The following is a 20,533-nucleotide window of genomic DNA, read 5'->3' on the forward strand; positions in this document are numbered from 1 at the left end:
TCAGCAACCAACAATTAATTGTAATCTAAAAAATATGGCACGTAAATCTTCGAAACGAATCTGGTGGATTACAGCAGGCCTTGTAGTACTTCTCGTTGCCGGTTTATTCGGGGCCAAGCAGGCGGGTTACATTGGAAAGCCTAAGACCACCGAGGTTGAATACACGATCGTAAAGAAATCGGACATCATCGAACGCGTTAGCGCGTCCGGGAAAGTTCAGCCGGAAGTGGAAGTGAAGCTTAGCCCTGATGTTTCAGGAGAGATTATTGCACTCAATGTGGCCGAGGGCGATTCAGTGGTGAAAGGACAGTTACTATTAAAGATCCGTCCTGATAATTACGAATCCTTAATGGCCCGTGCACAGGCCGCAGTGAATTCAAGCAAAGCCAATTATGAGCAGACCAAAGCCATGGTAGCGCAGTCGGAAGCGCGAATGATACAGGCTAAATCCAATTTCGAACGGAACAAAAAGCTATTTGCCGACAAAGTTATCTCGGCAGCCGATTTCGAGCAGTTCTCTTCAACCTATGGAGTAGCGCAGCAGGATATAGAGTCGGCAAAGGCAAATGTTTCGGCCGCTTTATTCAACATTAAAAGTGCAGAAGCCAGCATGCGTGATGCAGCTGAGAACCTGCGTAAAACCAGTATTTTCGCTCCTGTGAGCGGTGTAATCTCGTTATTGAATGTGGAAGCGGGCGAACGCGTAGTAGGAACCTCTCAAATGGCGGGTACTGAAATGATGCGGATCGCCAACCTTAGCAATATGGAAGTTCGCGTCAATGTAAACGAAAATGACATTGTACGGGTGCAGCTCGGCGATACTGCTGAAATTGATGTGGATGCGTATAGTTCATCCGGAAGGAAATTTAAAGGTATTGTCAAAGAAATCGCTAATACAGCGGCAGGTTTGGCCTCGGCAACGGGAAGTGCTTCTGCATCAAGTGCCTCTTCCGACGCTGTGACGGAATTTGAGGTAAAAGTCAAAATACTGAATGAATCGTTTCAGGACCTGATGGTATCGAAGTCGAAAAAATCTTACCCATTCAAACCAGGTATGACGGCTTCTGTGGAGATCATAACTGAAAGAAAAAATGGTGTCGTATCGGTGCCGATCGCTGCGGTGACCACCCGTAGCAACACGCCGCCTGCGGGCGCTCCTACGCAAGGCCCGCCTAATAATGATGCGCCTGCGGAGAACGACAAAAAACCTAAAAAGGAAGAAGCAATTAAAGAGGTTGTGTTTATCGACGTGAAAGGAAAGGCGGAGATGAAGGAAGTGAAAACCGGCATCAGCGATTTTGAGAATATAGAGATCCTTTCAGGGCTTAAACCGGGTGATCAGATTATTTCAGGACCGTACATTGCGGTGTCGAAAAACCTGAATAATGGTGACCTGGTAGAAAAAAAGAAAGTAGAAGTGAAAAAAGACGAGAAAAAATCAAATGAAAACTAGAACTGGTACGTTGTAAAAATGTAATAAGTTCGATTTAGTTTAGGTTAAAAAAGAAATTCCTTGCGGCTTTGCTGCAAGGAATTTTTATTTTATGCTGTTTAATGTACTTATAGTGAGGTTTTTAATGTTAAAACAGCTCAGTCGGAACGCTTGTAGAATATGTAGTGTAGTATTTATTTGGTGTACATGTCGCTGTCAAAAAATAGAATGTGCTGATACATTTCTGTCAAAATCTTCCCATTTTTGAAACCGATCGGTCAAATTTGCGAATATATGGCCGGATCATTTTAAACCGGGTAAGGGATGAGTTTCTTAAATAACATCAAAATTGCAGTAATCGGAGGAGGCAGTTGGGCAACGGCACTGATCAAGATATTGTGCGAACAGAATAATGTGCAGATCAGGTGGTGGCTGAGAAATCAGAAAGACATTGAGCATATTCGCAAATTTCACCACAATCCCAGTTACCTCAGCGATGTGGTACTTTCTCCCAAAAAAATAAAGGTTTTTGAAAAAACCACTGACGCCGTCAAAGGCGCTGACTATGTGATTTTGGCGGTACCTGCCGCTTTTGTTCAGGAGTCTTTACAACTTTTAACAGCTAAACATTTACAGGGAAAACGCATTGTCTCCGCCATCAAAGGCATGGTACCCGAGCAGAACATTCTCATCACGGACTGGATTTCCAATGAATTCGGCATTGATCTGAATGAAACCTGCGTCATTGCAGGGCCTTGCCACGCTGAGGAAGTGGCATTGGAAAAGCAATCCTACCTGTCTATCGCTTCCACCGAATGCGAGACTTCTGAGGATTTTGCCAAACTGATGACCTGCCGCTACGTTACTGCCAACCCGCTGGACGATTTGTATGGTGTTGAATATTCGGCAGTGATGAAGAACATTATCGCGCTTGCTTGCGGCATTACACATGGCTTGGGTTACGGAGATAATTTTCAGGCGGTACTCGTTTCTAATGCAATGCAGGAAATAGGTCGTTTCGTAACAGCTGTAGATCCCCGCGAACGTGATCTGAGCTCGTCGGCCTACCTGGGCGACTTGCTGGTGACTGCCTATTCGCAGTTTAGTCGTAACCGACTTTTCGGTAATATGATCGGCCGTGGGTACAGTGTGAAAGCCGCCCAGCTCGAAATGAAAATGATTGCGGAAGGCTACTATGCTACTAAAAGCATTCACACACTTAACACAATGCATCATGTTAACCTGCCTATCACCAATGCGGTTTACAGTATTTTGTACGAGGATCAAGCGCCTTCACTAGTCATGGAAGAATTGAAGAAATTACTGAAATAAATAGCCTGATTAGTATTATGCAGGGTACTTTTCCATATATCTCACTTTTAAAAGCAAATATGACTATTTCCAAAAACCTTTATAACTGTCTGGCAGCCGTCCTTTTGTTCGGTACCCTCATACTTTCCTCCTGTAATTCAAAAAAAACGGAAACAGCCGACGGCGAAAAAGCAGATACCCTGGCCAGCAAGAAAGAATTTGTGTTTGGAGATGATCGTCCTTTCGCTCAATGTCACGCGTCTACATTGGTACGTTTGAATGATGGCCAGTTTCTGATCGCATGGTTTGGAGGAACAGAAGAAAAGAATCCGGACGTAGGAATATGGGTTTCAAAAGGCAAGCCGGGAAATTGGAGTGCCCCGAAAGAAGTCGCGAAAATTCGTGAAGATGCGCACTGGAACCCTGTGTTGCAGAAAACTGAGGACGGCAAGGTGATTTTGTATTTCAAAGTAGGAAAAGAGATAGCGCAATGGGAGACCTGGGTTAAAACCTCGGCTGACAATGGAGAAACCTGGTCGGAAGCCTACGAATTGGTAAAAGGTGACAAAGGCGGCAGAGGACCTGTCAAAAATAAATTGATAGAACTCTCGAATGGTGACTGGCTCGCCGGTGCTTCCAATGAAGTGAATCGCTGGGAGGTTTTTGTAGATAGGAGCACGGATAAAGGCAAAACCTGGGTGGCTAGTCCGTATTTTAAAATTGATACGCTTGAAATTAAAGGCAAAGGAGCCATTCAGCCTACATTGTGGGAATCTACTCCTGGCCATGTACACATGCTGATCAGGACTACGGGCGGTGTGATTGCACGCAGCGATTCTAAAGATTTTGGGAAAACCTGGTCAACCATTAAAAAAACGAGCTTGCCTAACCCCAACAGCGGCATTGACCTGACTAAAATCACGGACGGCACATTGGTGCTTGCTTACAATCCTGACAACGAAAACTGGGGCTCACGCTCGCCATTGTCCTTAATCCTGTCATACGACGACGGACAAAACTGGACAGATAAGATCGACATTGCCAGGGGTAAAAAAGAAGACGAATACTCTTACCCAGCCATTATCAGCTGGGGCGACTCGGTAGCAGTTACCTATACATTCAATCGCCGGAAAGTGGCTTTCTGGACTGGTAGCAAAAAGGATATTGTAGAATTGGCGGCGAAAGAGAAAAAGTAAGGTTAGTAGCCTTGTAATTCAAGGTCAAAAGATTCCAGCATTTCAACGCGTTTGCCCATTTTTTTCTGAATGATCTTGAAATGATGAACGTCTTCCGGACAAATCAATGACAATGCTTCTCCGGGAGATTCAGCACGGCCCGTTCTGCCAATGCGGTGAACGTAATCTTTGGGTGAGCGCGGCAATTCGAAATTGATCACATAGGGAAGAAACTGAATATCAATACCTCGGGAAACCAGGTCGGTAGCCACGAGGACAGTCAACTTACCGGATTTAAATTTATTCAGGGCTTCCGTACGGGCGCCCTGACTTTTTTTGCTATGCATCGCCATAGCCTCTATTCCGTTTTTATTGAGTTTTTCAACCAGGTTATCAGCCGTGCGGGTAGCGGATACGAAAACCAGTACCTGCTTCATTTCCTGGGTTTTGATGATGTACCTTAGCAATGGCCCTTTCCGCTCAGGATCTACAAAATAACCCGTCTGCTTGATCAGATCGAGGTTTTGCTCTTCCTCTTCAATCTCAATCCGTACCGGGTTTTTTAACTGATTTTTGTTGATAGCATCCACTTCGTCCCCCAATGTGACCGAGAAAAGAATGCTCTGGCGTTTTTTAGGAAGCAGAAAGAAAATATCCTTCATTTCATCGGCAAAGCCGAGGTTTAGCATTTTATCGGCCTCATCCAATACCAGGATTCGCGTCTCCGCAAGACTTAATGCCTTGTGCGACAGCAGGTCCAGAAGCCTGCCCGGAGTCGCGACCAATATCTCCACGCCCTGCAAAGAGATCATCTGCGGATTAATGGAAACCCCGCCATAAACCGCCAATGTTTTCACTTTTCTGGGCAGTCTTTCACCAAATGTCTGAAACACAACCGCTATCTGTACAGCCAGTTCACGGGTCGGAACCAGTATCAGTGCTGTGATATGCCTGTTTGGCGCTGCCGGTTTGTCCTGAAATAATTCCAGAATCGGCAAAACAAAACCAGCAGTCTTACCTGAACCGGTTTTAGCAATTCCCAGAACATCATTTCCTTTCAAAATTGCGGGAATCGCTTCCTGCTGAATCGGATAAGGTTGAGTATAATTCTGTTCTGCAATGGTTTTTAATAGTGGTTCGGACAGGCCAAGCGATTTGAAAGATGCGGTGTTATCTGACAATGGGTCAAAAGTTTTGTTAAAAGCACAAAGATACCATTACCTGCAAACATTTCAGACTAATCGATCCGGCCACTGCCTTACCTTATGACTTTACCGAACATTTACTTCTATCACAATGTCTTACAATCGCAGGGAATTTTTACAACAACTAGGATTTGGCGCCCTCCAGTTGGGCGTGATCAGCGCCATTCCGGCCTCAGTATGGGCATCGTCTCTCCAATATGGCCAGTTACCGAGAAGTTCGCCGGATGAGCAGGGGATGACTGCGAAAGGCATCATGGATTTTGCCAATGCCGTTGAAGCCGATAAGCTGAACCTGCATAGTCTGATGATTCTCCGGCAGGGAAAAGTAGTTGCGGAAGGCTGGTGGGCACCGTACGCGCCGGATCTGAAACATACGCTTTATTCATTGAGCAAGAGCTTTACATCCACGGCGATCGGGCTGGCCGTAGCAGAAGGTAAGCTGACTGTTGAGGACAAGGTTATTTCGTTTTTCCCAAATGATAAACCGGCGACTGTAAGTCCTAACCTCGCTGCGATGCGCGTAAAAGACCTGCTAACCATGTCGACGGGCCACGATAAAGATTCCACGCCAGCATTGCGGGGAGGACCGGATAAAAATTGGGTAAAATCATTCCTGGCCCAGCCTGTGGAGCATACGCCGGGGACGTTTTTTGTGTATAACAGTGGCGCAACCTATATGCTTTCCGCCATTATCCAGAAGCTTACCGGGAATACACTTTTGGAATATCTCAAACCACGACTGTTTCAGCCACTCTCCATTGAAGATATGGACTGGGAAACTGATCCCAACGGAATTAATACCGGCGGCTGGGGACTTCGGGTGAAAACAGAGGATATCGCGAAATTTGGCCAGTTATACCTGCAAAAAGGCGAATGGAATGGCAAACGGATACTGCCTGCGGCCTGGGTGGAGGAAGCGACGCGGTCACACATACAATCGAAAGGAGGATCTCGTCCGGCTGAGGAAAATGACTGGTTGCAGGGTTATGGGTACCAGTTCTGGCGGTGCCGCAATGACAGCTACCGGGGTGATGGCGCGTATGGACAATATTGCATCGTGCTGCCCAAAGAGGACATGGTGATCGCCATTACCAGCGAAACCAGCAATATGCAAGCCATTCTGGATCACGTCTGGAACCATATTCTAAAATCCGTAAAGATTGGCCGGGTTTCGGAAGACAAAGATGTGCTGGCAGGGTTGCAGAAGAAACTGACTGCATTAAATCTGCCGCTGACGCCAGGCAAACCGGAGGGCACCCTGGCCGCTAAGCTGAATGGCAAGAGTTTCAAAATTGCTGATAATGAACTGAAAATTAATAAGGTATCATTTGAATTCGCAAAAGGTTGGTGCTTATTCAGGTTAAAAGACGATGGCGGGGAGCATTTGATCGTGAACGGTATTGGCAGCTGGAAGATCGGCATGACGGACCTTTCGACATTGCCATTGAAGTTGGTACTTACGCCGGTTCCGGGAGAGATCAAATCCAAGATCGCGGGGAACGGTGCGTGGATCGACGATAATACCTTTGAAATGACCTGGCGTTTTATTGAAACAGCTCACTACGAAACGGTTACCTGCCAGTTTGAAGGCGATAATGTACAGGTTTCATTTAAGCGAAGCCTTGCCATTTTGGGTAATACCAAAGATCCCCGCCCGGTTTTAACTGGTAAAATGCTTACTTAGAATTATCTTTCATTCACTAACTCAATCAATTAATAACAACTTATCTGTTTCTATGAAAAAGAACATTATCCTTTCCCTTTTATTGACAGTATTAGCATTTGGAGCGCAGGCTCAGAAATTCAGGGCGTTGGACAAAAGTCCGCGTGATATAGCGTACTTCCCTGACCATTTCGCACATGATCGCAAGGATGGAGAGAAAGCATTGGTAAAAGTATCGTATAGCCGTCCATATTTGAAAGGCCGTGAGGCATTTGGCAAACTGGAACCGTACGGAAAAGTATGGAGAACCGGTGCTGACGAGTCGACTGAAATCAAATTTTACCAGGATGCTACGATAGGAGGCAAGAAAGTGAAGGCTGGGACTTACTCATTGTTTTCAATCCCTGGCGAAAAGGAGTGGACGATCATTCTGAACTCCGATCTGGACTATTGGGGCGCATACAAATACAAAGAGGGTAGTGATGTACTTCGCGTTATTGCTCCTGTGAAAAAGGCGGATGCACCGATTGAAAACTTCTCTATTGTTTTCGAAAAAGTGTCGGATACTTCGGCTAAAATGTTCCTGGGTTGGGATTCAGCGGTTGTAGAAGTACCTGTTACTTTCTAGTATTTGTATAAAGGCTTTTGGCACAGTTCTTTCCTGAAATTACCTCCTAACCATTGCAATTAGAAATATGGAGGATATAAATGACAAGATTGAACAGTTTTTTGAATCCTACGAAAAGAGATTTGAGAAAGGCCTGGCGGGGAATCCGATAGCGGAAGATACCGCCAATGCATTTGCAGACTTTTTCGTGGAAGCGAGCCCGGTGGGTGTGACCGGAGGGAAAAACGACCAGGATTTTCTGGATGCTATTCCAAAGGGATACGATTTCTACCGATCCATTGGTACTACCAAAATGGAGATCAGGCAGTTGGATATCACCGAATTGTATGAATTTCACTACATGGTGGAAGTGTATTGGGAATCGTTTTACGAAAAGGATGGAACCACCGATTCCATAGAATTTACGGTCATGTACTTTCTTCAGCATCTGGACGGGGCACTGAAAATATTCGCCTACATCACTGGTGACGAGCAGGCAGTTTTGAAAGAAAGAGGGCTGATATAGCTGGCATTATTATTGTAAAAGCAGATCATTGACTACAAACCAATGATCTGCTTTTTGCATTTAACGCCAAAAAACCATGAAAGGAATTCATATCAATGTTGCATGTTTTTTGGCGCTCAGTGCCATGTTGGCCTGCGGCAGTAAGGATAAAGAGGAGGAAGCTGCTGCCCAAAGTGGCCCGGATTCGGTGCAGACAGTTACGGATAGTCTCGTGCTACCGGCTCCGTTTGCCAGCAAATCAGTAGAAAAGCGACCGAAGGAGGAAGGATGGCCGGATGGAGTGACGCCGAAAGCTCCCGAAGGGTTTACCGTTACCAGATACGCAGATAAATTCAACAGCCCGCGCTGGACCTATGTTGCGCCCAATGGCGATGTCTTTGTAGCAGAGTCAAGTACCAAGAAAAGTGCTGACCGGATTACACTTTTAAGGGATGTGAACAAAGATGGCAAACCGGAGCTGAGGGAGATTTTTATAGAAAAGCTCAACAAACCTTTGGGGATGTTGGTACTCAAAAATTATTTCTATGTCGCGAATACAAATGGGTTGTACCGATACACATATAAAGAAGGAGAGACTAAAATAACCAGCAAAGGAGAGAAGATACTTGACCTGCCGGCTGGGGGATATAACAATCACTGGACGAGAAATCTGCTTGCCAATGCGGACGGTTCGAAGATATATGTATCTGTGGGATCGGCCAGTAATGTGGCGGACCATGGAATAGCTGTGGAAAAGCGGCGGGCAAATATTCTTCAAATCAATCCCGACGGTACCGGAGAAAAAGTGTTTGCCAGCGGTTTGCGAAATCCGGTAGGAATGGACTGGGCACCGGGCTCCAATGAACTCTGGACTGCTGTGAATGAGCGAGATCTACTAGGCGATGATCTGGTGCCCGATTACATTACCAGCGTGAAGGAAGGCGGTTTTTATGGCTGGCCATATGCTTACTTTGGTAAAAATGAAGACCCCAGACGAAAAGGCGAGCGTCCCGACTTGGTGGCTAAGACCTTAGTCCCGGATGTCCCGGTTGGGTCACATACTGCCTCACTAGGGTTGGCGTTTTATGATAAGACCAAGTTTCCGGCCAAATATCAAAATGGTGCTTTTATTGGTCAGCACGGTTCGTGGAACCGCTCGCAGCTGGCTGGATATAAAGTGGTATTCGTTCCATTCAAAAATGGAAAACCAGCCGGGAAGCCGGAGGATTTTCTGACCGGCTTTGTTGAAAATGAAGAGAAAGTTTACGGTCGTCCGGTTGGAGTGACAGTCATGGAAGATGGCTCGCTACTTGTAAATGACGATTCGGGAAATACGATATGGCGCGTAACCGCCAATTAAGACATTAGCTATGAGGGATAGAATAGCGGCCTGGTCGGGATGATCAGGCCGCTTTTTTGTGATTTGAAAAAAGATTTTAAAATAAATTCTGACAAATGTTTGGAAAAATATACCAATAGGTATATTTTTGTATCGTTAATCTTAATCACATGAATAAGGCAGAAAAAACCAGGCAATTTATCATCGAGAAAACCGCACCGATTTTCAATGTGAAAGGGTATGCGGGTACTTCGCTCAATGATATGCTGACGGCGACCGGCCTTACCAAAGGAAGCATTTACGGCAATTTTCAAAATAAGGATGAAGTTGCCCTGGCCGCATTTGATCATAACGTTAAACAGATGTTCGGTGTGATCAAAAGCGAAATGGACAAGCAGACGTCGGTTAAAGAGAAGCTGCAGGTTTACGCCAGTGTTTACGAAAACTTTATGGGTAGCCGTTTTCCCGAAGGAGGCTGTCCGATCCTTAATACTTCCACAGAAGCTGATGACACCCACCCTACACTCAGGAAGAAGGCTGCTGATGCGATCACGTCGTGGAAAAACAGCATTGCGACGCTAATTAAAAAGGGAATCGCAGACAATGAGTTCAGCGCAGAATTGGACCCGGAGCAAATTGCCATTACCATCGTTGCGCTCATTGAAGGAGGCATTATGGTGAGCAAGGTAACGGGCAATCTCAGCTACCGGACATGCATTATGAAATCAGTCTCAAAAATGATCAATGATTTAAGCTAAAAAAAATTTTAAACTAAAATATACCGATCGGTATATTAATATTCAAATCAATTCAATAATACAAAAATGAAAACTTCAGGAAACACAATATTAGTAACAGGCGGCAGCGCCGGAATCGGTTTTGAGATCGCAAAAGCTTTCTCTGAAAAAGATAACCACGTGATCATCACCGGAAGAAATGAAGAGAGATTACAGAATGCGGCTTCAAAACTTAAAAATGTAACACACATCGCCACGGATGTTACAAGTGCAAGCGATGTGGCCAACCTGGTAGCGATCCTGCAAAATGATTTTCCTTCTTTGAATGTCGTGATCAACAATGCTGGCAAAGCTTCCTACTACGGTCTGGACGAAAATGTGGATGCTTATACCAACGCGGAAGAAGAAATGCTTACCAACTACCTTTCGGTAATTCGCCTGAACCAGTTATTGTTGCCATTGCTTAAAAATAACGGCGAAGCAGCCATCGTGAATGTGTCCAGCATCGCCGCTTTTGTGCCGAACCATGTGATCCCAACTTATGCCGCGAGTAAGGCAGCATTGCATTCATACAGTCAGTCACTTCGGATTGCTTTGGGAAAAGCAACAGATATCGAGGTATTTGAGCTGATGCCGCCGCTGGTTAATACTGAATTTTCTACTGAAATCGGTGGTGAAAATGGTATTCCTCCCAAAGAAGTGGCAGACGACCTGATCAATGCATTTGAAAACGATACTTATGAAATACAGGTTGGGCGCACCGCACAGCTTTTCCAATTGTTTTTACAGTCTCCTGCCGATGCTTTACTAGCCATGAATCCTGGTATTCAACAGAAAGTGGCTTAGCCGTTTGTTGTTCATTTCAATATTAATCCTACAACTTATATTATCGTGAGAGAGAAAATCGCTTTTGCTATGATCATGGGAATTATCACGACGGGTATAATTTCCTTTACTTTGATTTCTATAAATATTGGATTTGTTCCCAATTTTTTGGTGATTTGGCTGAAATCTTGGAGCATGGCTTATTTATTGGTCATTCCCGTGATATTACTGGTCGGGCCGAAGGTTCAAAAACTGGTGAATGGCATGTTCAAAGATGCAGTGACTCAGGAGATTGACACATAACTTCTGATGTCTTCGAAAAACTTCTAAAATTTTTATGAAAAGAGTAGTTGTTACAGGTCTGGGAGTCATTTCTCCCCTCGGAAATTCAGTAGACGAATTCTGGGAAAATATTGTCAATGGTGTTAGCGGTGCCGCCACCATTACGAAGATGGATGTTTCCAAGTTTAAGACGCAGTTTGGATGTGAAGTGAAGAACTTCAACCCGGAGGATTTTATCGAAAAAAAGGAACTTAAAAAGTACGACCTGCATACCCAATACGCCATTGCAGCGTCGGATATGGCTATCAAGGATTCCGGTCTGGATTTTGCCAACATTGACGTGACTGAACGCTACGACATGGGCGTGATCTGGGCGACCGGTAATGGAGGAATGGGCACTTTTGAAGAGCAATTGCTGGAATTTCACGCTTCGGGAGGTGTACCAAGGTTCAGTCCTTTCTTTATTCCGAAAATGATCGTGGACATTGCGGCGGGTGTTATTTCTATCCGTCACAAACTGCACGGACCTAACTATTGCACGGTTTCGGCCTGCGCATCTTCCAATACTGCATTGATCAGCGCTTTCGATACCATTAGAATGGACAAAGCGAAAGTAATGATAGCAGGTGGTTCGGAAGCTGCGATTATCTATTCTTCCTTGGGAGGATTTGGTTCAGCCCAGGCACTTTCAAAAAGAAACGATGATCCTGAAAGAGCTTCGCGTCCATTTGACAAAGACAGAGATGGTTTTGTAATGGGTGAAGGTGCCGCTGCACTGATCCTGGAAGACCTGGATTATGCCGTAGCGAGAGGTGCGAAAATATATGCTGAAATTGTCGGTGGTGGAATGGCAGCTGATGCTTATCACCTTACGGGAACACCGCCTGACGGAATGGGCGCTGCCCTGGGAATGAGAAAAGCGTTGAAAGAAGCGGGGATCGCAGCGGATCAGATCGACTACGTGAATGCGCACGCTACGTCCACGGGATTAGGCGATATGAGCGAGTTGAATGGTATGAAAACAGTGTTCGGTGACCATCAGGTTGCAATCAGTGCTACGAAGTCGATGACAGGACATTTGTTGGGAGCGGCCGGAGCATTGGAAGCAATCATTTGTACATTAGTGGTTCAAAATGACATCATCCCGGGTACTATTAACACGGAAAACCTGGACGAAAATATCCCCGACGGAATGAACATTATCCTGGGTGACTCCGTGAAACAGACCGTTAACTACGCGCTTAATAACACATTCGGTTTTGGAGGCCACACTGCTACCTCCATCTTCAAGAAATATACAGCGGAATAAACGGCTAGTCTGTCAATTCCGAAAGTACTTCAACTACCCCGTTTTCATCGTTGCTTTTGGCGATGAAACGGGCTATTTTTTTGATGTCCGGGTGCGCATTGGCCATCGCGTAGGAGTAATGCGCTTTGGTCAGCATTTCGAGATCATTCAAGTAATCTCCGAAAACCATCGTTTGATCAAAAGTCACATTGAATTTTTCCTGAAGAACCTCCATTGCCTTGCCTTTATTGGCATCTTTATGCGAAATATCCAGCCAAATTGGCCCTGAAACCTTCACTTGCAGGCTGTTTTGGTAGTGTTTGTAATGCGGATAACTGTTGCCCTCGGAACCGGCCAGATCGCATAATGTAAACTTCAAAAACTGATCATCCTCAATTTCAGTAAGATCCTTCACGACCTCATACCTTTCAAAATACAATTTCAGGTGATTGATGAACTCAGGTTCGTCGCTTTCCACGTAGGCTTTTTTCTTCCCGCAAATGATCGGATAAGTGTTCGGGATATTTCGGGATTTTGATACCAATTCTCTAACAATCTGATGGTCAATGGCCTGAATGTGGATTTCCTGATCCTGAAAAACGATGTAACTGCCGTTTTCAGCAGCAAAAATGACTTCGTCTTTCACCTTGTCAAGCGCTTTGGTGAGATTAAAATACTGACGTCCACTGGCAGCTACGAAAATGATCCCATGGTCTTTTAATTTTCTGAAAACCGGGTAAAATGCTTCATTTATCTCATGTTTTGAGTTCAAAAGCGTACCGTCCATATCCGTGGCCACCAGCCTGATATCCGAAAAAGTCATATTATTTTTAAATGTTAGCTACTTAATCAAGCCAAATATACACGCTATGGTTCAAGTATGACATGTTTTTTAGGTTGACTAATTATTCAGACCCAACCGGACAATCTTATTTTTCTCACATTTGACACGAATTAGTCCAACCGATGAACTGGCTTTTTTATTCTGTTGTTGGAACAATTGTCCACCGCGCAACGTTTGCCGGGCGGCGTTCGCCGGGCAACAGGCTCAATACCACCACTTCATGAAATTTTCAAAATATTACCTCATCGCATTTCTTTCCTTCGTTATCTGGGGCTTTTTTAGTCTGGCATTAAAGCCGCTGCACGATTACCCGTCTCTCGACATTCTTTTTTACCGCGTATTTATGTGTGCGGCGATCATGGCAGTGATCAGCCTTTTTGTTCGCGTCAAAGTATTGAAAGAGAACATTCAAAAGTTTAAAGAAATGCCTGTGGCTCAGCGGAAACGCGTTTCGCTGCTGACTTTAGCTGGTGGGGTATTGCTGACCGCCAACTGGTTTTTCTTCATTTATGTGATGAACCATATCAGCGTCAAAGCAGCTTCCTTTGCGTATCTGGTGTGCCCTATCATGACCACCGTAATCGCCTATTTCGTGTTGGATGAAAAACTGAGCAAATGGCAATGGACGGCGGTGTTGATGAGCGTACTGAGTTGTATGTTGCTGTCTTTCAATAACATTGCTGACATTGCATATAGTCTGATTGTGGCAGCTTCCTATGCATTTTATCTGGTAAGTCAACGGAAAAATATAGGTCTGGATAAATTCCTGGTACTCACTGTACAGATTCTTTTTTCGGCCCTGATATTACTGCCATTTTACCCAAAATACAGCGTAGCGCTTCCGGTAGAATTTTCTTTTTATGCATTGATAGCCCTGATTGCCATTGTTTTTACAATTCTGCCGTTGTTTATGAATCTGTATGCATTGCAGGGAGTTACTTCTTCCACTATGGGGATTTTGCTTTATATTAACCCGCTCATGAACTTTGCGATCGCCTTGCTATACTTCAATGAGCCGATCAATTCCATCCAAATTATCGCGTATTCGCTGATCCTGATCTCCATTGTGGTGTTTAACGAGCGGTTTATTTTTGGAAGAAGGCGGGCTGCGCTGGTTTGACTTTCTGGTATGCTACGGACTGAATGAATCCGCGATAGTGGTAGCTTTTGTGAATCACATTGTATTCTCCCAGGCGAAAGAGCGCTTCCATTTCGGGTAACTTGCTGGCTTCAACGCGACATACTATTTTGAAGAACCAGTACATACTTTTGAGCAGGATCTTTTGCCAGATTCCATTGATTTTTTTATCAATATAAAAATCAACAAAAAGCCATTTACCGCCTTCAAGCAATAACTGGTCTAGTTTTGCAAAAACAGCTGCCGCTTTGTCGTTACCGAAGTTATCGAACAGAAAAGGGGTCATTACCACGTCAAATTTTTCGGACGATTCAAAATCTTCAATGGTTGTGTGAATGAATGAAACCGGGTTTTGTTTGGCATTCCTCTTTTTAGCCAGGTCAATCATTTTGCCAGAAATTTCAACATAGGTAACGACGAACCCGCTCGGATGAATTTTCGCCAATTCTTCCAATATCCAACCGGTACCGCCACCCACAATGAGCAGACGGCACGGCACATTCAAAAAAGGAAGCACTACTTGCTGCGCATGCACGATTGAGTTTCGAAATACCAGCCTGCTGAGCATATCATAACTCCCCGCGACCTGATCGTAATTGTTAGTCATGCTGTGTGTTAAATGCTTATAAAAGCTGCTCAAAAAAAATACCAGTAATACCGCAAACCGCTTTGACGAGCAACAGTCCGTCGATCACAATGAGGTAGTAAAGAATTTTGCGCGGTCGGTGAAGCGAAAAGGCGACAACTAAAAGGCAGACAAATGGGATCAGGTTCAATAAAATGGTAGGCGTACTGAAATGTCTGTAAGCCGCAAATGTGAGAAAGGAAAGCAGGCCTATCAAAAGTAGAGGTACCAGTACATATGAGATCGTATTTTTCAGCCCCATCCTGACTGCGAATGTTTTGAGTTCAATGTTGGCGTCATCTTCGTAGTCTTTCATGTCAAACATAATGGCATTGACGGTACAGAACATCCAGTTCTTTACAAATAACCAAAACATCAGAACCGGCTCCTGAATGGTGATTCCCTGCTCGATCCGCACCACAGCGACCGGAAAAAGATTCACACAGCCCGCCCACACAAACCCGATCACGAATGCTTTGAACCAACCCGTTCTTCGCAGATTTAATGATATAAGTGATTCAGGCAGAAGGCCGTAGTAGAGAATAGCAGCAGCCGGTACCGTTGCCAGCAGTATCCAGTAATAGAATGGTAAACTGATGATCTTGGCAAAATCCTTCATTAAAATCCAAAAAATCAGCGCGCTGCAAACGAAAATCAATGTCACCTGGCTTGCCCGTACAAAACCGGGATGTACTCGGTACCATTCCGTTCGCGGGTTGGCAGAAACAGTCAGGCTTACCGGAACGGAATACGCTTTGGTATAATAAAAAACGGTGGCGCTAAAAAGCAGAATGTAGTAAGCAGCAGAGTTAAGCGGCAGGCCGAGCTGGAAAGCAGTTTCGACAGACAATGCCACGGCCAGCAAACCCACGAAGTAATTTGCAAAGAAAATGAAAGCTACAATTCTGTTCCCCATGTGCACATTTTAAACCATTGGCGGCAAGGATACCTCAGGAATAATACAATTAAAATATCGATTTAGAATTTTTAAAGACGGCTAGCTAATCTACAACGAGATTCCTTAAATTAGAAAACATATACAATTCTTAAACCATCACTTAAATGAAAAAAATCTCCCTGATTTTTACCCTGGTCTTTGCATTTTATGTCAATCCGGGATTCTCTCAGAGTAAAGATCCGATCGTGGAAAATATCGTCAAAGAAGCTACGGAAAATTCACAACTGGAAAAACTGGCGCATGAGCTGATGGATGTGATCGGCCCGCGGCTGGTGGGTTCGCCGCAAATGCAGCAGGCGCATGAGTGGGCCGTGGGCAAGTATAAAGGATGGAACATTACCGCCAAAAATGAAAAGTGGGGCGAATGGCGCGGATGGGAGCGGGGTGTTTCGCATATTGATATGGTAGCTCCGCGGGTGAAATCACTCGAAGGTATGCAGCTGGCATGGAGCCCGGGAACGGCAGGAAAGACGGTCACAGCCGATGTAATTATCCTTGCTGATGTGGCTGATTCGACCTCTTTCCAGAAATGGCTGCCGTCGGTAAAAGGTAAATTTGTAATGATCAGTATGAACCAGCCAACTGGTCGCCCTGATTATAACTGGCAGGAATTTGGCACGAAGGAGTCATTTGAAAAAATGAAAAAAGACCGTGACGCGCAGACTGAGGCCTGGACCAATCGCTTAAAAAAGACCGGATATACCACTCGCACATTGCCTGTTGCATTGGAAAAAGCGGGCGCGGCTGGCGTGGTAATGTCTTATTGGTCAAAAGGCTTTGGTGCGAACAAAATATTTGGGGCTTATACCAAAATGGTTCCTACTATTGACATTTCGCTGGAAGATTACGGACTGCTTTACCGCCTTTCCGAATCAGGACATACGCCGAAAATCAGCGTGCGGGCGGATGCCAAGGAAACTGGCGTGAGCCAGACTTTTAACACGATCGGTGAAATAAAGGGGACTGAAAAACCCAATGAATACGTGATCCTCTCAGCCCATTTCGACTCCTGGGACGGTGGTACCGGAGCCACAGACAATGGTACCGGGACGATAGTAATGATGGAAGCCATGCGCATCTTGAAAAAAGTGTATCCTAATCCAAAACGTACGATCCTGGCAGGACATTGGGGGAGCGAGGAGCAGGGACTGAATGGTTCGCGTGCTTTTGTGGAAGACCATCCTGAAATTATTCAGAATATACAGGCGGTTTTTAATCAGGACAATGGTACTGGCCGGGTTGTTAACCTGTCGGGACAAGGCTTCCTTAATTCTTATGAATACCTGAGCCGCTGGCTGACGAAAGTGCCTGAGGCTATCAAAACGCCGATTGAATCCAAGTTTCCCGGAGCACCCGGTGCGGGCGGTTCCGACTTCGCATCATTTGTAGCTGCGGGAGCTCCTGCGTTTTCACTCAGCTCGCTTAACTGGTCGTACGGTACCTATACCTGGCATACCAACCGCGATACGTATGATAAAATCGTGTTTGACGATGTTCGCAGCAATGCGATCCTGGCGGCTATCATGGCCTATCAGGCTAGCGAAGATCCGGCCAAAACATCCCGCGAAAAGAGTATTCTGCCTGTGAATGCGAAGGGTGAGCCCGGGGCATGGCCAGAGCAAAGGAAACCAACGCGCAGAGGCGGTTTGGATTAACGAAATCATACCTTTTTATTGAAAGCAAAGACTTATATTGTCTTTGCTTTTTTTATTTCAACGAATACAAATACAATGCAGATTTTACAACGACAAGAAGCGGACGAAGACATTTTGATCATACGATCATTTGAACAAGGTTCTGAGCCGGAAAATCAGACTATGTTCAAAGCGGAGAAAGGGGAATTGTGGTGGTACTCTTCCAAAGAACTGTGGCTGGGCCTCGGGAAATCACCCAAGCTTCCCACTATCATTAAGATTTTTCGCTCGTTGTTTTTCAAACGAAAAGACCGCTGGCCGGACGAAATTATACTGGATGCAAGAGGCAGGGAGGCGGAATGGGCAGGTAATGCGATCAACGGGATTATTCTGGGAGGTTATAACCTGCAACTTTATAAAACAGAGCCGAAGCCGTTCAGTACATTTTTTGAGGAAGGTAAATTATGGGTTTTAACCGGCGTGGATACGTCCCGCGTGGATACGTCCGGCGTGGATACGTCCGGCGTGGATACGTCAGACTCGGATACCATTACAAACAGCATTGCAACTGCGCAAAAAACGGCATTGGTGCAGCTTCGGATCATGGATCTCATGAACGCTCCCGGTAACTACAAAACGCCAACTAGCCTGGGGCAATGGGCGAAGCATTCCGGTGCAGCGAATGGATATAGGGTGACGGTTTTTGAAAAAGAGGAATTACAGGAACTCGGCATGAACGCCCTGCTGGCCGTGAGCAAAGGCAGCGACGAGCCACCCGTGATGATCGTGACAGAATACACGCCTGAGCACTATCAAAAGACCATTGCATTGGTAGGAAAGGGTGTGACATTCGATACCGGTGGGATTTCGATTAAAACTGCTGCCAATATGCATCTGATGAAAAGTGATATGGGCGGCGCGGCTGCGGTATTGGGCACGGTAGAACTGGCCGCACAGCTGAAATTGCCCGTGAGGCTGATCGGTATTATTCCTTCCACCGAAAATTGTGTTGACGGCTCGTCGATGAAGCCGGGTGATGTGATCGGCTCCTATTCAGGAAAAACCATTGAAGTGATTGATACGGACGCGGAAGGCAGGCTGATCCTGGCCGACGGGCTGAGCTACGCGGTGAAGGAATTTCAGCCGGACGTGATCATTGATCTGGCGACATTAACGGGCAGTGTGATCCAAACTCTGGGTTATGAAGCGGCTGGCCTGTTTACACCTAATGATGAACTGGCAAATGCGCTATCTTCGGCTGGTGACGTGACGGGCGAACGCGTGTGGAGGTTACCGGTATGGGATGAATACAAAGAAGAAATTTCGTCCGACATTGCCGACGTTAAAAATTATCATGGAAAACCACTGGCAGGGGCCATTGTAGCTGCCAAATTTCTCGAAGCTTTCACGGGCGAACATCAGGCGTGGGCGCATCTGGACATAGCGGGAACTGCGTTTGGAGATACGGAATTTGCGCCTGGACGCGCAGGAACGGCGTATGGCATTCGCTTACTACTTGCTTACCTGACGACAGCAGGACAAGGGTAATCAGTGTTAATCGGGAAGAAAAAGTGAATTTTTGGCGGGAAGATTTAACACCGGCACTTCTTGCAAAATTGGTTCTTTTTGCTAGATTTGAGAATGTAAGCACGCAGTATTCAGCGGTTTGTAATACCTACTTTCCACTAATTTGATTTTTATGGCCCAAACGCTCACTTTTCTGTGCATATCGACATATTTCAAGGGAAATGATTTTCTGAAAGCCTGCAAAGAGGCCGGTAATAAGGTCTTTTTGATTACGGCAAAAAAACTGGAAGACAAACCGTGGGCCAGGGAAGCGGTGGATGAGTTTTTTTATGTGCAGGAAGGAGAGGACGGGACCTACAATATGAACGAGATTATCAATGGGCTTGCATACGTTATGCGAAGCAGGTCTATTGACCGCGTGGTGGCGCTGGATGATTTTGACGTGGAAAAAGCGGCTCATATCCGTGAATATTTCAGGATTCCGGGCATGGGACAGACTACTGGCCGGTACTTCCGCGACAAGCTGGCTATGCGTACCAAAGCAGCTGAGTCGGGCATTCTGGTCCCAGGGTTTTCTTCGCTGTTCAATGATGAGGACATTAATCAGTTTATTGAAAAATATCCGGGCCCGTGGATGATCAAACCACGCTCGGAAGCTTCTGCGACCGGCATTAAAAAAATGCATGACGCGGAGGAATTATGGAAAACCATTCACGAGCTGGGGGATAAGCGGCATGCTTATCTGGTTGAGCAGTTCAAGCCCGGGGATGTTTATCACGTTGACTCAATTTCGTATAATGGCCGGGTGATCTTCTCCTGGAACAGTAAATATCTCGCACCACCGTTTGACGTGGCGCATGGAGGGGGAATTTTCCGGTCGGTAACTGTTCCTTTCGATTCCTCGGAGGAGCACGCTTTGCAAACGCTGGCTGTGGATCTTTTAAAGGCTTTCGGGCTGAAACACAGTGCTTCTCACACGGAGGTTATCCGCTGCTATGATGATGGCAAGTACTATTTTCTCGAAACATCTTCTCGCGTAGGCGGGGCGAATCTTTCGGAAATGGTAGAAGCTTCTTCGGGTATTAATCTTTGGAAAGAATGGGCAAAGATGGAAACGGCTGAGGCGAAGGGAGAAAATTACAAGCTACCTCCTGTGCGGAAGGATTTTTCGGGGATTATCATTTCGCTAGCACGTCAGGAGTGGCCCGATCTGTCAGTTTTTAATGATCCTGAAATCGATTGGCAGATGGACGAGCCTTATCATGTAGGCCTGGTGGTGCGCTCCAAGTCGCGCGAAAAGGTGATTGAACTACTGGACAAGTACGCCGCTATTATTCAGAAAGATTACCATGCATCGGCACCGGCACCGGACAGGCCTTCGCATTAAAATCAAACGTAACCAACTTATAATCTTTTTGTTACCTTAGTATTTTGCCAG

19 protein-coding genes are annotated in these 20,533 nt (G+C 45.6%); 15 read left to right on the forward strand and 4 right to left on the reverse strand.

Translation table 11 applies throughout. The annotated features are described in order from the left end of the window. Window positions 1-34 precede the first annotated feature (34 nt). From ABIO93_RS09380 to ABIO93_RS09390, 3 genes are all read left to right on the forward strand, one after another. On the forward strand, window positions 35-1,453 hold the full coding sequence (locus ABIO93_RS09380) for an efflux RND transporter periplasmic adaptor subunit (RefSeq protein ID WP_348066849.1): 1,419 nt from the start codon (window positions 35-37) through the stop codon (window positions 1,451-1,453). 303 nt (window positions 1,454-1,756) lie between these two features. Further along, window positions 1,757-2,764: an NAD(P)H-dependent glycerol-3-phosphate dehydrogenase gene (locus ABIO93_RS09385; RefSeq protein WP_348066851.1), complete on the forward strand. Its 1,008-nt coding sequence runs from the start codon at window positions 1,757-1,759 to the stop codon at window positions 2,762-2,764. A gap of 59 nt (window positions 2,765-2,823) precedes the next feature. Next, window positions 2,824-3,939: a sialidase family protein gene (locus ABIO93_RS09390; RefSeq protein ID WP_348066853.1), complete on the forward strand. Its 1,116-nt coding sequence runs from the start codon at window positions 2,824-2,826 to the stop codon at window positions 3,937-3,939. Between the two features lie 2 nt (window positions 3,940-3,941). On the opposite strand, the gene ABIO93_RS09395 is transcribed toward ABIO93_RS09390, so the two are convergent. Beyond that, window positions 3,942-5,099, reverse strand: a complete 1,158-nt coding sequence (locus tag ABIO93_RS09395; RefSeq protein WP_348066855.1) for a DEAD/DEAH box helicase — start codon at window positions 5,097-5,099, stop codon at window positions 3,942-3,944. 115 nt (window positions 5,100-5,214) lie between these two features. Here ABIO93_RS09395 and ABIO93_RS09400 point away from each other — a divergent pair, with 115 nt between their 5' ends. From ABIO93_RS09400 to fabF, 8 genes are all read left to right on the forward strand, one after another. After that, window positions 5,215-6,807, forward strand: a complete 1,593-nt coding sequence (locus ABIO93_RS09400; protein WP_348066857.1) for a serine hydrolase — start codon at window positions 5,215-5,217, stop codon at window positions 6,805-6,807. Window positions 6,808-6,859: 52 nt separating this feature from the next. Then, window positions 6,860-7,414, forward strand: coding sequence for a DUF2911 domain-containing protein (locus tag ABIO93_RS09405; protein ID WP_348066859.1), 555 nt, complete (start codon window positions 6,860-6,862; stop codon window positions 7,412-7,414). Between the two features lie 67 nt (window positions 7,415-7,481). Continuing rightward, window positions 7,482-7,919: a hypothetical protein gene (locus ABIO93_RS09410; protein ID WP_348066861.1), complete on the forward strand. Its 438-nt coding sequence runs from the start codon at window positions 7,482-7,484 to the stop codon at window positions 7,917-7,919. A gap of 76 nt (window positions 7,920-7,995) precedes the next feature. Then, window positions 7,996-9,258 carry a sorbosone dehydrogenase family protein gene (locus ABIO93_RS09415; protein WP_348066863.1) on the forward strand — a complete coding sequence of 421 codons (1,263 nt, stop codon included), beginning with the start codon at window positions 7,996-7,998 and terminating at the stop codon, window positions 9,256-9,258. 149 nt (window positions 9,259-9,407) lie between these two features. Beyond that, window positions 9,408-9,995 (forward strand): TetR/AcrR family transcriptional regulator, encoded by a 588-nt coding sequence (locus ABIO93_RS09420; protein WP_348066865.1) that lies wholly within the window; start codon window positions 9,408-9,410, stop codon window positions 9,993-9,995. Window positions 9,996-10,061: 66 nt separating this feature from the next. Then, window positions 10,062-10,820, forward strand: coding sequence for an SDR family NAD(P)-dependent oxidoreductase (locus ABIO93_RS09425; protein ID WP_348066867.1), 759 nt, complete (start codon window positions 10,062-10,064; stop codon window positions 10,818-10,820). A 75-nt stretch (window positions 10,821-10,895) separates the two neighbouring features. Further along, complete coding sequence (locus tag ABIO93_RS09430; RefSeq protein ID WP_348067030.1) at window positions 10,896-11,102, forward strand: DUF2798 domain-containing protein; 207 nt, start codon at window positions 10,896-10,898, stop codon at window positions 11,100-11,102. A 34-nt stretch (window positions 11,103-11,136) separates the two neighbouring features. Then, a complete protein-coding gene (fabF, locus tag ABIO93_RS09435) occupies window positions 11,137-12,390 on the forward strand; it encodes a beta-ketoacyl-ACP synthase II (protein WP_348066869.1) in 1,254 nt (417 codons plus the stop codon). A gap of 4 nt (window positions 12,391-12,394) precedes the next feature. Here fabF and ABIO93_RS09440 read toward each other — a convergent pair whose 3' ends face one another. Continuing rightward, the gene (locus ABIO93_RS09440) at window positions 12,395-13,192 is read right to left on the reverse strand and encodes an HAD family hydrolase (protein WP_348066871.1); all 798 of its coding nucleotides are present in this window, start codon (window positions 13,190-13,192) and stop codon (window positions 12,395-12,397) included. Between the two features lie 241 nt (window positions 13,193-13,433). Here ABIO93_RS09440 and ABIO93_RS09445 point away from each other — a divergent pair, with 241 nt between their 5' ends. Continuing rightward, the gene (locus ABIO93_RS09445) at window positions 13,434-14,333 is read left to right on the forward strand and encodes an EamA family transporter (protein WP_348066873.1); all 900 of its coding nucleotides are present in this window, start codon (window positions 13,434-13,436) and stop codon (window positions 14,331-14,333) included. On the opposite strand, the gene ABIO93_RS09450 is transcribed toward ABIO93_RS09445, so the two are convergent. Further along, on the reverse strand, window positions 14,299-14,958 hold the full coding sequence (locus ABIO93_RS09450) for a class I SAM-dependent methyltransferase (protein WP_348066875.1): 660 nt from the start codon (window positions 14,956-14,958) through the stop codon (window positions 14,299-14,301). The genes ABIO93_RS09445 and ABIO93_RS09450 overlap by 35 nt on opposite strands. A 16-nt stretch (window positions 14,959-14,974) precedes the next feature. After that, entirely contained in the window at window positions 14,975-15,892 is a 918-nt protein-coding gene (locus ABIO93_RS09455; protein ID WP_348066877.1) for a UbiA family prenyltransferase, read from the reverse strand. Between the two features lie 146 nt (window positions 15,893-16,038). On the opposite strand from ABIO93_RS09455, the gene ABIO93_RS09460 reads away from it, so the two are divergent. The 3 genes from ABIO93_RS09460 to ABIO93_RS09470 all read left to right on the forward strand — a co-directional run bounded on the left by ABIO93_RS09460 (window position 16,039) and on the right by ABIO93_RS09470 (window position 20,482). After that, window positions 16,039-17,589, forward strand: coding sequence for a M20/M25/M40 family metallo-hydrolase (locus tag ABIO93_RS09460; protein ID WP_348066879.1), 1,551 nt, complete (start codon window positions 16,039-16,041; stop codon window positions 17,587-17,589). 75 nt (window positions 17,590-17,664) lie between these two features. Next, a complete protein-coding gene (locus tag ABIO93_RS09465; protein WP_348066881.1) occupies window positions 17,665-19,116 on the forward strand; it encodes a leucyl aminopeptidase family protein in 1,452 nt (483 codons plus the stop codon). A gap of 151 nt (window positions 19,117-19,267) precedes the next feature. Beyond that, window positions 19,268-20,482: an ATPase gene (locus ABIO93_RS09470; RefSeq protein WP_348066883.1), complete on the forward strand. Its 1,215-nt coding sequence runs from the start codon at window positions 19,268-19,270 to the stop codon at window positions 20,480-20,482. Window positions 20,483-20,533 lie beyond the last annotated feature (51 nt).

The organism is Dyadobacter sp. (assembly GCF_039919315.1).
In the GTDB taxonomy this organism is placed as follows: Bacteria; Bacteroidota; Bacteroidia; order Cytophagales; family Spirosomataceae; genus Dyadobacter.

Excerpts from the sequence above, each read along its gene's own strand:
- ABIO93_RS09380 (WP_348066849.1), top strand. The coding sequence starts at position 35 with ATGGCACGTAAATCTTCGAAACGAATCTGGTGGATTACAGCAGGCCTT.
- ABIO93_RS09385 (WP_348066851.1), top strand. The coding sequence starts at position 1,757 with ATGAGTTTCTTAAATAACATCAAAATTGCAGTAATCGGAGGAGGCAGT.
- ABIO93_RS09390 (WP_348066853.1), top strand. The coding sequence starts at position 2,824 with ATGACTATTTCCAAAAACCTTTATAACTGTCTGGCAGCCGTCCTTTTG.
- ABIO93_RS09400 (WP_348066857.1), top strand. The coding sequence starts at position 5,215 with ATGTCTTACAATCGCAGGGAATTTTTACAACAACTAGGATTTGGCGCC.
- ABIO93_RS09405 (WP_348066859.1), top strand. The coding sequence starts at position 6,860 with ATGAAAAAGAACATTATCCTTTCCCTTTTATTGACAGTATTAGCATTT.
- ABIO93_RS09410 (WP_348066861.1), top strand. The coding sequence starts at position 7,482 with ATGGAGGATATAAATGACAAGATTGAACAGTTTTTTGAATCCTACGAA.
- ABIO93_RS09415 (WP_348066863.1), top strand. The coding sequence starts at position 7,996 with ATGAAAGGAATTCATATCAATGTTGCATGTTTTTTGGCGCTCAGTGCC.
- ABIO93_RS09420 (WP_348066865.1), top strand. The coding sequence starts at position 9,408 with ATGAATAAGGCAGAAAAAACCAGGCAATTTATCATCGAGAAAACCGCA.
- ABIO93_RS09425 (WP_348066867.1), top strand. The coding sequence starts at position 10,062 with ATGAAAACTTCAGGAAACACAATATTAGTAACAGGCGGCAGCGCCGGA.
- ABIO93_RS09430 (WP_348067030.1), top strand. The coding sequence starts at position 10,896 with ATGGGAATTATCACGACGGGTATAATTTCCTTTACTTTGATTTCTATA.
- fabF (WP_348066869.1), top strand. The coding sequence starts at position 11,137 with ATGAAAAGAGTAGTTGTTACAGGTCTGGGAGTCATTTCTCCCCTCGGA.
- ABIO93_RS09440 (WP_348066871.1), bottom strand. The coding sequence starts at position 13,192 with ATGACTTTTTCGGATATCAGGCTGGTGGCCACGGATATGGACGGTACG.
- ABIO93_RS09445 (WP_348066873.1), top strand. The coding sequence starts at position 13,434 with ATGAAATTTTCAAAATATTACCTCATCGCATTTCTTTCCTTCGTTATC.
- ABIO93_RS09450 (WP_348066875.1), bottom strand. The coding sequence starts at position 14,958 with ATGACTAACAATTACGATCAGGTCGCGGGGAGTTATGATATGCTCAGC.
- ABIO93_RS09455 (WP_348066877.1), bottom strand. The coding sequence starts at position 15,892 with ATGGGGAACAGAATTGTAGCTTTCATTTTCTTTGCAAATTACTTCGTG.
- ABIO93_RS09460 (WP_348066879.1), top strand. The coding sequence starts at position 16,039 with ATGAAAAAAATCTCCCTGATTTTTACCCTGGTCTTTGCATTTTATGTC.
- ABIO93_RS09465 (WP_348066881.1), top strand. The coding sequence starts at position 17,665 with ATGCAGATTTTACAACGACAAGAAGCGGACGAAGACATTTTGATCATA.
- ABIO93_RS09470 (WP_348066883.1), top strand. The coding sequence starts at position 19,268 with ATGGCCCAAACGCTCACTTTTCTGTGCATATCGACATATTTCAAGGGA.